Origin of the sequence: Simiduia agarivorans SA1 = DSM 21679, from assembly GCF_000305785.2 — a bacterium.
GTDB classification, from domain to species: Bacteria; Pseudomonadota; Gammaproteobacteria; order Pseudomonadales; family Cellvibrionaceae; genus Simiduia; species Simiduia agarivorans.
The window spans coordinates 1,174,578-1,188,334 of record NC_018868.3 but is presented as its reverse complement, the minus strand read 5'-3'; the positions used below and the strand labels follow the sequence as shown (position 1 = coordinate 1,188,334).

Sequence of the window (13,757 nt, the reverse complement as noted above, 5' to 3'; positions counted from 1 at the left end):
AGCCTGTCGCACAACCCGGTTGGCCATGTAAGACCCATCGGGTTGTGCGCTCGGACGCTATCAGTTGTTGGCGTGCAGGGCTTCGTTCAGTGCAATCGCCGATTTATTGGTTTTGCACTCGATGGCACCGGTCACTGAATTACGGCGGAACAGCAGGTCGTCCTGGTTGGCCAGATCGCGCGCTTTGGTCTCGCGCACCAGCTCACCTTTGTCGTCTAACAGGCGCACTTTAGAACCTGCCGTCAGGTACAGCCCCGCTTCAACGGTACAGCGGTTTCCGAGTGGGATGCCGATGCCGGCATTGGCGCCGATGAGGCAGTTATCGCCCACCGAGATAATAATATTGCCGCCACCGGACAGGGTGCCCATGGTGGAGCAACCACCCCCCAGATCAGAGCCTTTGCCGACAAACACGCCTGCCGAAATCCTGCCCTCGATCATGCCCGGGCCTTCAGTACCGGCGTTAAAATTCACAAAGCCTTCGTGCATGATGGTGGTGCCTTCTCCCAGGTAGGCTCCGAGTCGCACGCGCGCCGTGTGGGCGATGCGGACCCCGGAGGGTACAACGTAATTGGTCATTTTCGGGAACTTGTCCACGCACGAAACTTCCAGCGTCCGGCCGGCTACGCGCGCCGCCAATTGGCGAGCGGGTAATTCCGCCAGATCGATAGCGCCCTCATTGGTCCAGGCCACATTGGGTAGCAGGCCGAAAATGCCATCGAGCACAGTCCCGTGGGGCTTGACCAATCGGTGCGACAGCAAATGCAACTTCAGGTAGGCCTCTGGCACGCTGGCGGGTGCGCTGTTTTCGGCCAGCAGAACGGCCACCAGCGGTTGCTTGCTTTCGCTCAGTGTCTTCAGGGTTTCAGCCAGGGCGGCATCCAGTGGCGCCAGGGCAGCGGCCAGGTCGTTGGCTTTACTGGCATCCAGCGCCCGCGTGCCAGTACCGCCCAGGGCATCGACCAATACCTGGCATAACGCTGCCGCGGGCTGAATCCGGGGTGTGGGGAAAAAGACATCGAGCCACTGGCCCTGACGGTTGTGTGTGCCCACACCAAATCCGATTGCATAGAGAGACATGTTTACTCCTGTGACGCGCGTTTTATTTAAATATTGTGGTGTATTCGTCGGCCTTGAAGCCGCACACACGCTGTGTGCCGGTATCCAGTAATGGCCGTTTAATCAGGGTGGGGTTTGCCAGTAACAGGCCGGCGGGCTGGGCCTCAGCCTGGCTGCGCTCGGCATCGGTCAGTTGCTTCCAGGTGGTAGAGCGCCGGTTGATCAACGCGTCACCCAACTCAGTGTGCCAAGCCTGGATTTGCGGCAGCGTGATGCCGTCGGCGCGGAAATCGTGAAAACGGTATTCGACCTGGTGTTGTTCCAGCCATTTACGGGCTTTTTTTACCGTGTCGCAATTCTTTATCCCGTACAGGGTGACCATGGTTTCTCCCAGCCAGCGAAAAAAGGGCCGCAAGGATACCAGACTTGCAATCTGGCTGCATAAAGCGCGTTTTAGACCGAAATGCACTAAAGAAATCGTTAACAGGTCTATGGTTAAACCAAAATTGTCTAATGGCGCCTAAATCCTTTACATACACTAAAAGAGTGCGTAGAAAGCCCCCACATGGAATGGGGAGACTTATCTGCGGTGTTCTCATTTGTTAAAGGTGCACACAGGACGTGGCAATCGCGATATGAATCAAGTACCAACCCAAGCCGCCAACGGCGGTCATTTCAAAGTGGTGTTCTGGGGGCAGCCTGCCGATGGCGTGGCCCGCAAGCAGCTCATCGAACGCTTCATCGCGCTGTTTAAGCTGCGCGAACCGGGGCAAGCCCAACGCTTTTTTTCCGGTCGACTGGTGGTGCTTAAATCCGGCTTGTCGGAATCCCAGGCCAAGGCATTTGCCCGGGCCGTACAGGGTATTGGTGGGGTCTGCCGGGTAGAGAAAACCCAGGTGGTCAAGTTGGACGGCGAGCTCGCCCGGCGCCACCGTCCGAGCTTTTTACAACCCGGTTTGTGCGCGGATGATATGAGCCTTGCGCCCAAGTTTTCAGAACCGCCCGCCAGACCCGGTACCCGGGAAATTTCGACCGGTGAACCCACCCGCAAAAGCCTGTTTGAGTCTCGCGACGTCAGCGGTGGCTTTTGAGTTCCCCGTGTCTGCTGTCCGCGCGCTACTGCTTCTTCGTTAACTTTGCCCGTTTGCGGTTGGGGTAGCACCACCGGCACAGCGGGCAGACGGTACCATCGCATCCGCGCGCGGTGCAGTATTCCCGGCCGTAGAAAATTATCTGCAAGTGAAGCTTGTTCCAGCGCTGCTCGGGGAATAGCCGCTTAAGGTCTTTTTCAGTTTGCACCACGTTCTTGCCGGACGTCAGCCCCCAGCGTTGCGCCAGGCGATGAATGTGGGTATCGACCGGGAAGGCGGGCACACCGAACGCCTGAGCAATAACCACACTGGCCGTTTTGTGCCCCACGCCGGGAAGCTCTTCCAGCAAATCGAGCGAGCGCGGAACCTCGCCTTGATATTTTTCCACCAGGATTTTTGACAGGTCGCTGATCGCTTGGGATTTTTTGGGTGCCAGGCCGCAGGGGCGCACCACCTCGCGTATTTTTTCTACCGGTACCCGCGCCATGTCGAACGGGTTGTCAGCCAATTGCCAGAGTGCAGGCGTGACTTTGTTAACCCGCTCGTCGGTGCACTGGGCCGATAGCAGTACGGCGACCAGAAGAGTGTATGGGTCTTTATGATCCAATGGCACCGGTGTTTCGGGATAGAGTCGCTCCAGCTCGTGGAGAATTTTTTCTACCCGTTGGGCTTTAGTCGGATTCGCTGTGGAAGTCATGCGCCTGCAGTTACAAACGTTTTGATTCGTTGAGCCGCTGCTTCACATTCGCTCAGTTCCGCCACCAGTGCCAGTCGCACATGGTGTTCACCGGGGTTGCCGGTGGGGGTGTCGCGCGCAATGAATGTGCCTGGCAGCGTGGTCACGTTCTGCGCCTGGAATAATGCTTTGGCAAACGCCGTATCGCTGCCTTGCACTCGCGGCCACAAGTAGAAGCTGGCTTCGGGCAAGGCCACGTCCAGGCAACCCGCCAGGATGGTCAATACGGCATCAAATTTTTGCCGGTAAAGTCGGCGGTTTTCCTGTACATGCTGCTCATCCTGCCAGGCGGCTATCGATGCCAGTTGACTGGTCACCGGCATGGCGCAGCCATGGTAGGTGCGGTACAGCAAAAACGGTTTCAGGACCTCGGCATCGCCGGCCACAAAACCCGAGCGTAACCCGGGCAGGTTGGAGCGCTTGGATAAGGAATGAAACACCACGCAGCGACGGAAGTCGTCCCGTCCCAGCGCGTTGCACACTTCGAGCAGCCCCGGTGGCGGGGTGTCGAAATAAAGCTCTGAATAGCACTCATCGCTGGCGATGATGAAATCGTACTTGTCTGCCAGAGCGATCAGTTTTTTCATGGTCTCAACCGGGGTCACTGCGCCGGTGGGATTGCCGGGAGAGCAGACGAACAGCAGTTGGCAGTCGCGCCATACCTGCTCCGGCACGGCGTCGTAGTCCGGTATATAGCCATTGTGTTTGTCGCAATTGAGGAAGTGAATGTCCGCCCCGGCCAGAAACGCGGCACCTTCGTAAATCTGATAAAACGGGTTGGGGCTGACAATCAGCGGCCGGGGTTTGCGGCGGTCGGTGACTGCCTGAACGAACGCAAACAGCGCCTCGCGGGTGCCATTGACGGGCAGCACTTGTGTGTCGGCGTCCACCGGGGTGCGCCCAAGCTGAAAACGCCGGTTAAGCCAATGCGCAATAGCGCTGCGCAATTCGGGCAGGCCCTTGGTGGCCGGATAGTTGGAGAGCCGGTCCAGATTGTTTACCAGCGTTTCCAGCACAAAACCGGGAGGCTGATGTTTGGGCTCGCCGATACTGAGTGCGATATGGGGCAAATCAGCGGGCGTAACCCCGTGCTTGAGCGCTGCCAAGCGCTCGAATGGATAGGCTTGGAGTTGTTGTAAATCAGGGTTCATGGATGTGACTCTTGTTTTTTTCGCGGGTCGATGGGCCGTTGGCGTTACTGCTTTTTGCCGACAATATCGTCCAGCGCCTTTCTGATGTTGTCTTGCAACTGTTCACATTGGGCCGGGTCCGACAGTGGGTTGCCGTCGTGGTCAGTAATAAAAAAGATATCTTCAACCCGCTCACCCAAGGTGGCGATTTTTGCGTTCTGCAGTTGAATACCGTGCTGCAGGAACACCCGGCCAATCGCCGCCAGCAATCCGGGGCGGTCCGGGCTGATGACTTCCAGTACCGAGGTACCGGCAATCAGGTCGTTGCTGAGTCTGGTGCGCGATGGCATGGAAAAATGTTTCAGCATGCGCGGCGTGCGGCGGGAAATGATTTCCGGGTAGCTGTTGACCAGTGCCAGTTCGTCCAGCAGCGCCCGGCGGATCAGATCGAAACGATCGGGGCTGGTGGGCTCGCCGTTTTCATCGAGCACGAAAAATGTATCGATGGTGTAGCCGTCGGGCGAGCTGTAAATGCGGGCATCCTGGATGTCCAGTTGCAAGCCCGACAGGGCGTTGGCGGCGGCGGCAAACACGTTGTTCTGGTCTTTGGTGCGCACAAAAATCTGTGTCGCGCCTTCCATGCCGGCAATCCGGCTCTGACGAATCAGGATCAGGGGCTCATCGCTGCCGTGGCAGGCAATGGCTTCCGTGTGCCAGGCGATATCCAGATGGCTCTCGCGCAGGAAATAATCTTCGCCCATGTCGCCCCACAAGCTCCGCACCCGCTGCTCGGAGAAGTGTTTGTCGGCAAGCTTGCGGATGGCGGCCTGCTGGGTTTCCACAATCAGGTCGTGGCGATCGATGGGGTTTTCCAGCCCGCGTCTGAGTGCGCGTTTGGTTTCCAGATAAAGCTGGCGCATCAGACTCGCGCGCCAGGTGGTCCAGAGATCGGGGTTGGTGCCGTTGATATCGGCGACGGTCAGCAGGTACAGGTAATCGAGCCTGCGCTGATCGCCCACGATGCCGGCGAATTTGTGGATCACTTCGGGGTCGGAAATGTCCTGCTTCTGCGACACGGCAGACATCAACAGGTGCATTTCCACCAACCAGCCCACTAACCGGGTTTCTCGCGGTGAAAGGCCGTGGCGTTCACAAAAGGCTTCGGCGTCGACCTTGCCCAGCATGGAGTGGTCGCCGCCGCGTCCTTTTGCAATGTCGTGATAGAGGCCGGCGATGTAGAGCAGCTCGGGTTTGGGCAGTCGCTTCATTATGTGCGCGGCAACAGGGAAGGTGTCCTGTGCTTCGGGCAGACGGAAGCGGCGCATGTTGGTCATGACTTTGAAGGTGTGTTCATCCACGGTGTAAATGTGGAACAGGTCGTGCTGCATCTGGCCGGTAATTTTGTCAAATTCCGGCAGGTAGCGGCCCAGTATTCCGTACCGCTTCATGCGCTTGAGTTGACGTACCAGGCTATATGGCGAGCGCATAAGCTCCATGAACAGTTCGGCGTTGGCGGGATTTTGCCGGAATTGTTCATCGATCAGGTGGCGCGATTCGCGGATCAGGCGGATGGTGGACGCGCGCACGCCACGGATACGGTTGTCGCGCCCCATGACCACAAAAATCTCCAGCAATGCGCTGGGATTTTCCAGAAACACTTTGGTGTAGGCCACTTCGATAAAACCGTTGCGCAACTGGAAGTTGGCGTTGATCGGTTCCAGTGTTTGTGGCGCGCCCGATTGCAGAATGGCTTCGCTCAAAAATTGCAAAAGGACGTCGTTCAATTCTTGCAGGGCCTGCACCACCCGGTAGTAGCGATGCATGAACTGTTCGACTGCGAGCCGCTCGGGCGTATCTTTGTAGCCAAACAAGGTGGCCAGTTCGCGCTGGTGGTCAAACAGCAGGCGTTCTTCGCCGCGCCCGGCCAGCATGTGCAGGCCGTAGCGTACGCGCCACAGGAACTCTTCACCGGAAAGCAGGATGGCGTACTCTTCCTCGGTAAAAAAACCGCGTCCTTCCAGCTGTTTGATGGTGCGCACGTTGAAGTAGCGTTTGGCGACCCAGGAAATCATCTGGATATCGCGCAGACCGCCGGGGGCGTTTTTGACATTGGGCTCGAGGTTGTTGGCGGTGTTGGCGTATTTGGCGTGGCGCTCCTGCTGTTCACGCCACTTGGCCTCAAAGAACGCGTCGGCCGACCAGATGTGATCCGGCCCCGAGTGCGCCAAGAGTTGATCGCGCAGATCGCTGTAGCCAAACAATACCCGGCTTTCCATGATGTTGGTGGCAACAGTGATGTCGTCGCGGGCAATTTCTATGCATTGGGGAATGGTGCGGACGCTGTGGCCGATCTCGAGTCCAATGTCCCACAGGAAGGTAAAAAAACCTTCGATGGCGGGCAGTAACGGTCGCGAGTCTTCTTCGGCCAATAACAGCAGTAAATCAATGTCGGATGCCGGGTGCAGCTCGCCCCGGCCATAGCCGCCCACGGCAACCAGGCATGCGCCTTCGGCCCAGTCGAACTGATGCCAGGCGTAGTGCAGGATAAAGTCGATGAAGTGGGCCCGCTCATACACCAGTGTGCGAATATCCTCACCTTCCCTGAACCGGCTATCGAACTGAACCTTGGCGGCATTGAGTGCATCTTTGAAGGCGGGAATAGGTTTGCCGTCGGCCAGGCGCTGCCGGAACAGCGTCTGGTCGAAAAAAAACGGGGTGCGGTCGAAATAGGGGGTAGCGTCCGAGATAAAAGGGCGCATCAAAAGCGTTCTTCCTTGCGTGCAGTGAGTACTTCAACGCCGCTGCTGGTGACTGCCAGCGTGTGCTCCCATTGCGCGGACAGACGCCGGTCTTTGGTTTTAACGGTCCAGCCGTCGCCCAGCAATTTAGTGCCGGCTTTACCGGCATTGATCATGGGTTCAATGGTGAAACACATGCCTTCGCGGATTTCCATGCCGGTGCCGGCGGTGCCGTAGTGCAGGATCTGCGGATCCTCGTGGAAAACGTCGCCGATCCCGTGTCCGCAGTATTCGCGCACCACGGAATAGTAGTTGGCCTCTGCATGCGCCTGGATGACGGCGCCGATGTCGCCCAGCCGGGCGCCCGGTTTGACGATTTCGATGGCCTTGTACAGGCATTCCTGGGTCACCTGGACCAGCCGCTCTGCGTGGTTCGGCACGTCGCCCACCAGGTACATCTTGGACGTGTCGCCAAAGTAGCCTTCGTAGATGACGGTGACATCGATGTTGACGATGTCGCCCTTTTTCAATGTCTGCTTTTCGGACGGGATGCCGTGGCAGATCACGTCGTTGACCGAGGTGCACACGGACTTGGGAAAGCCTTTGTAACCCAGGCAGGCGGGGATGGCTTTCTGCACATTGACGATGTGGTCGTGGATGATCTGATCCAGTTCCGCGGTGGTGACACCCGGTACCACATGGGGCTCGATCAGCTCCAGGCACTCGGCGGCCATGCGGCCGGCAATACGCATTTTGGCGATTTCGTCAGGTGTGCGAATGGTGACAGACATGCAATCCTCTATGTTCAGTGAATCCTACCCCGGAAGAGGTAAAGGGGCGCATTGTACCCCAAAGGACGTGTTCCGGCAGCCGCCAGATCGGGTTGAAAAAGCGGATTTGGCTTTGAGATCGGGGCCATCTATGGTATAAAGCGCGCCGCTGGAACAGATCCAGCGATTACATACAACGTCACACATGGTCCGTCACGCCTGACCTGGGTGCCTGAAAGCCGCATGTTTGCTGGCTTGAGGGTTGGTCGGTGGGGGTCATGGAGGCCTAACCCGAAAGGAAAATTCGATGTCTCAAGTAAGCATGCGCGAAATGCTGCAGGCTGGTGTTCACTTTGGTCACCAGACCCGCTATTGGAACCCCAAGATGGGCAAATACATCTTCGGTGCCCGCAACAAGATTCATATCATCAACCTCGAGCACACTGTACCTGCGTTCAACAGCGCACTGGACGCTCTGAAGACCATGGCGTCTCAGAAGAAGAAAGTACTGTTTGTGGGCACCAAGCGTGCCGCTCAGAAGGTGATCAAAGAGCAGGCCCAGCGCGCTGGCCAGCCTTTCGTTAGCCACCGTTGGTTGGGCGGTATGCTCACCAACTACAAAACCATCCGTCAGTCCATCAAGCGTCTGCGCGATCTGGAAATCCAGAGCCAGGACGGTACCTTTGACAAGCTGACCAAGAAAGAGGCGCTGATGCGCACTCGCCTGATGGCCAAGCTGGAAGACTCTATCGGTGGTATCAAAGACATGGGCGGCCTGCCCGACGCGCTGTTTGTGATCGACGTTGATCACGAGCGCATTGCGATTCAGGAAGCCAACAACCTGGGTATTCCAGTGTTCGGTATCGTGGATACCAACTCCAACCCGGAAGGCGTTGATTTCGTCATTCCCGGCAACGACGATGCCATCCGTGCCATCAAGCTGTACGTTACCGCTGCTGCTGACTCCTGCCTGGAAGGCGTTGCTGCATCTGGTGCTGCAGTGGTTAACAAAGACGAGTACGTTGAAGCCAACGACGAAGCCGCTGCTCAGTAAGCGCTGACTTGTCACGGTGGCGCCCGGTTACGGGTGCCCGGAAGAGGGGGCCTGGCCCCCTTTTTACAATCTAACGATCACTTATTTGAAGAGGATAGGCCCATGTCTGCTATCTCTGCATCAATGGTAAAAGAACTGCGCGAGCGCACTGGCCTCGGCATGATGGAATGTAAAAAAGCGCTGGTTGAGGCCGATGGCGACATCGAGCTGGCGATTGAAAACTTGCGCAAGGCCTCTGGCCTGAAAGCGGCTAAGAAAGCCGACCGCACCGCCGCCGACGGCGTTGTGGCAGTGAAAGTGGCAGATGACGGCAGCTACGCCGTATTGGCTGAAATCAACTCCGAAACCGACTTCGTTGCTCGCGACGACAACTTCCTGGGCTTCGTGGGCAAAGTGGTTGATGCCGCTTTCGCTGCCAAGCAGTCCGATGTTGCCGCGCTGATGGCCGGTGAGCTGGAAGATGCCCGTTCTGCACTGGTACAGAAGATCGGCGAAAACATCGGTGTGCGTCGCATTGCCGTTATCGAAGCCACCGACGGCTGTGTGGGTGCCTACGTTCACTCCAACAACCGTATCGCGGTTGTGACCCAGCTGAAAGCGGGCAACGTGGAGCTGGCTAAAGACGTGTCCATGCACGTTGCTGCCGTTAACCCGCAGGTGGTTAACCCCGATCAGATGCCTGCCGAAGTGGTAGAAAAAGAAAAGGACATCATCAAGGCTCAGCCTGATATGGCCGGCAAGCCTGCCGAGATCGTTGAGAAGATGATGGTAGGTCGCATCAACAAGTTCCTGAAAGAGTCCAGCCTGACTGAACAGCCTTTCGTGAAGAACCCCGAAGTGACCGTGGGCAAACTGGTAAAAGACGCCGGTGCCGAAGTGGTTTCTTTCACCCGTTTTGAAGTGGGTGAGGGTATCGAGAAGGCCGAAGCGGATTTCGCCGCTGAAGTGGCCGCTCAGGTACAGGCTTCCAAGGGCTAATCTCCCTTCTGAAAGCCAGAAAAGCCGGGACACGCGCTCGGCTTTTTTTTTGCCTGCGCGGCGGCGCTGGCACATTGCAGGGCAGTACCTTAAAATCGTCGGAATTTTTTAGGCGTGGAGCAGACAATGGCCAATTCCCGGGACAAGAAGTACAAGCGCATCCTGCTGAAGCTCAGCGGTGAAGAGCTGATGGGGCAGGAGGGGTTTGGTATCGACCCTAAAGTGCTGGACAAGATGGCGCTTGAAATCGGCCAGCTTGTGGGTATTGGCGTGCAGGTGGGCCTGGTGATTGGCGGCGGCAACCTGTTCCGCGGCGCGGCCTTATCTGCCGCCGGCCTGGACCGGGTGACCGGCGACCACATGGGGATGCTGGCCACTGTGATGAATGCATTGGCCATGCGCGATGCGTTGGAGCGTTGCAATATCTCTTCCCGGGTCATGTCGGCCATTCCAATGAGCGGTATTGTTGAACATTATGACCGGCGTCGCGCTATTCGCTTCCTGAAGGCGGGCGAGGTGGTGATTTTCTCTGCAGGCACCGGTAACCCGTTCTTTACAACCGACTCCGCCGCTTGTCTGCGCGGTATTGAAGTGCAGGCTGACATCGTGTTGAAAGCCACCAAAGTGGATGGCGTGTATACCGCCGACCCGATGAAAGACCCCAACGCCGAGCGCTATACCCAGCTGAGCTACGATGAAGTGCTGGATAAGAAACTGGGTGTAATGGATCTGACCGCCATCTGTTTGTGCCGGGATCACGCCATGCCGGTTCGGGTATTTAAAATGAATAAAGCCGGCGCGCTGCTCAATATTGCTGTGGGCAATGATGAGGGTACGCTGATCGAAGAAACTCACCAGGGAGAATAACCATGATCAATGACATCCTGAAAGATGCCGAAGGGCGCATGAAAAAAACCCTTGAGGCCCTGGGTAATAACTTTAATAAAATCCGTACCGGTCGCGCCCATCCCAGCTTGCTGGATACCGTACAGGTGAGCTACTACGGCAGCATGACGCCGTTGAGTCAGGTGGCCAATATTTCTGTGGAAGATGGTCGCACCTTGTCGGTCACGCCGTGGGAGTCCAACCTGGTGCCGGAAATTGAAAAGGCCATCATGAAGTCCGACCTGGGTCTCAACCCATCAACGGCGGGCAACGTCATTCGCCTGCCTATGCCTGCGCTGACCGAAGAGACCCGCAAGGGCTTTACCAAACAGGCCAAGGCTGAGGCTGAAAACGGTCGTGTGGCCATTCGCAACAGTCGCCGTGATGCGCTGGCGCAAATCAAATCTCTGCTCAACGACAAGGAAATCGGCGAAGATGAAGAGCGCCGTGCCCAGGACGAGGTGCAGAAAATCACCGACAAATACGTAGCAGAAGTGGATGCAGCACTGGCAGCCAAGGAAAAGGATCTGATGGCCATCTGAGGCCATCCTTTTCCGAGGAAGTTATTGTGTCCAAACAAGGCCTGCGTCACGTTGGCATCATCATGGACGGCAACAACCGGTGGGCAAAGCAGCGAGGCTTGCCCGGTGTTGCCGGTCACAAGGCTGGCGTGGAGCGCATCCGCGATGTCATGCGCGCGTGCAAATCCCTGGGGGTAGAAACCCTGACCCTGTTTGCCTTCAGCAGTGAAAACTGGCAGCGCCCGCCCAAAGAGGTGGAGGCGCTGATGTCGTTATTTCTCCTTTATCTGCAGCGGGAAGCCAAGAAGCTCAAGGCCGAGGGTGTAGCACTGCGCGTGGTTGGGCGCCGGGACCGGTTTTCGCCGAAAGTGCTGGCGGCGATTGAGGCGGCCGAGGCGCTCACTCAAGGGGGGGAGACGACCCTGGTGATTGCCGCCGATTACGGCGGCCGTTGGGATATTGCCGAAGCCGCCAGACAGCTGGCACAGCAGGTGGTCGATGGCGAGCTGGCACTGGCCGATATCGACGAAGATCGCTTGAACCAGCATACCTGCCTGGCTGATTTGCCGGCGCTGGATCTGTTGGTGCGCACCAGTGGCGAAATCAGAATCAGTAACTTCCTGCTCTGGCAGGCGGCCTACGCCGAACTCTATTTTTGTGACACCTTGTGGCCTGATTTCGACGAAACGGCCATGCAACTTGCAGCTGAAGCCTTCTACCAGCGCCAGCGTCGCTTTGGTAAAACGGCTGAACAAATCGCGGAGGCACAAGGTGCTTAAGCAACGCATTATTACCGCGCTAGTGTTGGTGGCGGTCCTGTTCGGGGCCTTGTTTTACCTGCCGGTGCCTCTGTTCCAGCTTTTGCTTGCCACCGCGGTATTGATCGCGACCTGGGAGTGGTCAAACCTGGGCGGGCTTGAGGCCTATTGGCAGCGCGCGCTCTATGTGGCGGTGACCGCTGGGTTAATGGCGGCGTCGGCTTACTGGGTTGGCTTGTCGGCCACATTGAACGGCCCTGTCCTCGAAGGCCTGCTCATCGCGGGAGGCGTCTGGTGGGCGCTGTCTCTGCTCTGGATTCAGGGTTACCCCAGCAGTACCGTTTTGTGGGGTGCTCGCACCACGCGTTTGATGCTCGGCTGGTTGGTGATGATTCCGGCCTGGGTCGGACTTTGTTATTTGCGCGAGCTGGCGCACGGCGAGTGGTTGGTCATTCTGGTGGTGGCGGTGGTTGCCGGTGCCGATATCGGTGGCTTTTTTGTGGGTCGCCGGTTTGGTAAGCACAAGCTCGCGCCCCAGGTCAGCCCGGGTAAATCCTGGGAAGGATTCTGGGGTGGGCTGGTCACCAACGTCATTTGGGCGCTGGCCCTGGGTTTCTGGCTGGGCGAGGGCAGGGAATGGCTGTTGCTCGCCATCGTGGTGCCAGCCAGCCTGGTGTCGGTGCTGGGTGATCTGCTGGAGAGTATGTTCAAGCGCCACCGTGGCATCAAGGATTCCAGTCAATTGCTGCCAGGCCATGGCGGCGTGCTGGACCGCATCGACAGTATCACCGCCGCAGCGCCATTGGTGGCGTTGGGTGTATACATGACCGGTTTCAGCCTTTCATGAAGCAGACTCTGACCGTTCTGGGGGCGACCGGCTCCATTGGGCAGAGCACGCTGGATGTGGTGGCGCGCCACCCGGATCGCTTTACCGTGTATGCGCTTACGGGCGCGTCCCAGTGGCAGCGTTTGGCGGACCAATGCCGCCAGTTCAAACCGCGCTATGCCGTACTGGCTGACCCGATTCACGCGGCCTCGCTGCGCGAGGCGCTCGCCGGCACGGACACCGAAGTACTGAGCGGAGAAGACGCACTTGCCCAAGTGGCATCTGCGCACGAAGTAGATACCGTCATGGCCGCGATAGTCGGCGCTGCGGGGCTGCTGCCGAATCTTGCGGCGGCCCGCGCGGGTAAAAAGATCCTGTTAGCCAACAAAGAAAGCCTGGTCATGGCGGGCGATTTGTTTATGCGTGCGGTGCAGGAGCAGGGGGCGCAGTTGCTGCCCATCGACAGCGAGCACAATGCCATATTCCAGTGCCTGCCGCCGGGCTTCACCGATACAGCGCATGCCGGCGTCAGCAGTATTGTGCTCACCGCTTCTGGTGGACCATTCCGTGGCTGGGGGCGGGCAGCGCTGGACGCAGTGACGCCGGATCAGGCTTGCGCACACCCGAACTGGTCGATGGGCCGTAAAATATCGGTGGACTCTGCCAGCCTGATGAACAAAGGGCTTGAGTTGATCGAAGCGTGCTGGCTGTTTGGTTTGCGGCCAGATCAGGTGGAAGTGGTGGTACACCCGCAAAGTATTATTCATTCCATGGTGCGCTATCAGGATGGGTCGGTCCTGGCGCAAATGGGCAATCCTGATATGCGTACGCCAATCGCACACGCGCTCGCCTGGCCTGAGCGCATCGGCTCGGGTGTGGCTGATCTGGATTTTCTGACCTTGGGGTCTCTCGATTTTGAGGCGCCCGATCTGGACGCCTTTCCCTGTCTGGCGCTTGCGTTTGAGGCGGCCAAAGGCGGTTCCGCGTCCACTTGTCTGAACGCGGCAAACGAAGTGGCGGTGGACGCCTTTCTGGATCAGCGACTCGGTTTTAACGACATTGCCCGTCTCAATGCCGACGTCATGACGCGCCTTGCGGGGCCGGTGGCCCGGTCGGTTGAAGAGGTGCTGGCGCAGGACCAAGAGGCGCGTGCACTGGCCAATCAGTGGTTGCGACATGGTAACCTGTCAGGCTCTAAGTCCCTCTAGGAG

Annotated in this window: 14 protein-coding genes; 8 read left to right on the top strand and 6 right to left on the bottom strand. The window is 57.9% G+C overall.

Annotated features, from left to right (window positions below; translation table 11 throughout):
* Positions 1–60: 60 nt before the first annotated feature.
* A complete protein-coding gene (gene dapD, locus M5M_RS05360; protein WP_015046450.1) occupies positions 61–1,080 on the bottom strand; it encodes a 2,3,4,5-tetrahydropyridine-2,6-dicarboxylate N-succinyltransferase in 1,020 nt (339 codons plus the stop codon).
* Between the two features lie 22 nt (positions 1,081–1,102).
* A complete protein-coding gene (locus M5M_RS05355) occupies positions 1,103–1,441 on the bottom strand; it encodes an ArsC family reductase (RefSeq protein ID WP_024330375.1) in 339 nt (112 codons plus the stop codon).
* A 253-nt stretch (positions 1,442–1,694) separates the two neighbouring features.
* Here M5M_RS05355 and M5M_RS05350 point away from each other — a divergent pair, with 253 nt between their 5' ends.
* A complete protein-coding gene (locus M5M_RS05350) occupies positions 1,695–2,150 on the top strand; it encodes a hypothetical protein (protein ID WP_015046448.1) in 456 nt (151 codons plus the stop codon).
* 25 nt (positions 2,151–2,175) lie between these two features.
* Here the strand turns inward: M5M_RS05350 and nth are convergent, their stop codons facing one another.
* The 4 genes from nth to map are packed head-to-tail and all read right to left on the bottom strand — an operon-like array spanning position 2,176 to position 7,545.
* Complete coding sequence (gene nth, locus M5M_RS05345) at positions 2,176–2,847, bottom strand: endonuclease III (protein ID WP_015046447.1); 672 nt, start codon at positions 2,845–2,847, stop codon at positions 2,176–2,178.
* A complete protein-coding gene (dapC, locus tag M5M_RS05340; protein WP_015046446.1) occupies positions 2,844–4,037 on the bottom strand; it encodes a succinyldiaminopimelate transaminase in 1,194 nt (397 codons plus the stop codon). Before dapC ends, nth begins: the two co-directional genes overlap by 4 nt.
* A gap of 44 nt (positions 4,038–4,081) precedes the next feature.
* A complete protein-coding gene (locus M5M_RS05335) occupies positions 4,082–6,775 on the bottom strand; it encodes a [protein-PII] uridylyltransferase (protein WP_015046445.1) in 2,694 nt (897 codons plus the stop codon).
* The gene (map, locus tag M5M_RS05330) at positions 6,775–7,545 is read right to left on the bottom strand and encodes a type I methionyl aminopeptidase (RefSeq protein ID WP_015046444.1); all 771 of its coding nucleotides are present in this window, start codon (positions 7,543–7,545) and stop codon (positions 6,775–6,777) included. Before map ends, M5M_RS05335 begins: the two co-directional genes overlap by 1 nt.
* 286 nt (positions 7,546–7,831) lie before the next feature.
* On the opposite strand from map, the gene rpsB reads away from it, so the two are divergent.
* The 7 genes from rpsB to ispC all read left to right on the top strand — a co-directional run bounded on the left by rpsB (position 7,832) and on the right by ispC (position 13,754).
* Positions 7,832–8,578 carry a 30S ribosomal protein S2 gene (rpsB, locus tag M5M_RS05325; RefSeq protein ID WP_015046443.1) on the top strand — a complete coding sequence of 249 codons (747 nt, stop codon included), beginning with the start codon at positions 7,832–7,834 and terminating at the stop codon, positions 8,576–8,578.
* A gap of 102 nt (positions 8,579–8,680) precedes the next feature.
* Positions 8,681–9,556, top strand: coding sequence for a translation elongation factor Ts (tsf, locus tag M5M_RS05320; RefSeq protein WP_015046442.1), 876 nt, complete (start codon positions 8,681–8,683; stop codon positions 9,554–9,556).
* Positions 9,557–9,682: 126 nt separating this feature from the next.
* A complete protein-coding gene (gene pyrH, locus M5M_RS05315) occupies positions 9,683–10,423 on the top strand; it encodes a UMP kinase (protein ID WP_015046441.1) in 741 nt (246 codons plus the stop codon).
* A gap of 2 nt (positions 10,424–10,425) precedes the next feature.
* Positions 10,426–10,983, top strand: coding sequence for a ribosome recycling factor (frr, locus tag M5M_RS05310; protein ID WP_015046440.1), 558 nt, complete (start codon positions 10,426–10,428; stop codon positions 10,981–10,983).
* Between the two features lie 62 nt (positions 10,984–11,045).
* A complete protein-coding gene (gene uppS / locus M5M_RS05305) occupies positions 11,046–11,741 on the top strand; it encodes a polyprenyl diphosphate synthase (RefSeq protein WP_042455427.1) in 696 nt (231 codons plus the stop codon).
* Positions 11,734–12,567 (top strand): phosphatidate cytidylyltransferase, encoded by an 834-nt coding sequence (locus M5M_RS05300; RefSeq protein WP_015046438.1) that lies wholly within the window; start codon positions 11,734–11,736, stop codon positions 12,565–12,567. Before uppS ends, M5M_RS05300 begins: the two co-directional genes overlap by 8 nt.
* Positions 12,564–13,754, top strand: coding sequence for a 1-deoxy-D-xylulose-5-phosphate reductoisomerase (ispC, locus tag M5M_RS05295; protein WP_015046437.1), 1,191 nt, complete (start codon positions 12,564–12,566; stop codon positions 13,752–13,754). Before M5M_RS05300 ends, ispC begins: the two co-directional genes overlap by 4 nt.
* The last annotated feature ends 3 nt before the right edge of the window (positions 13,755–13,757 follow it).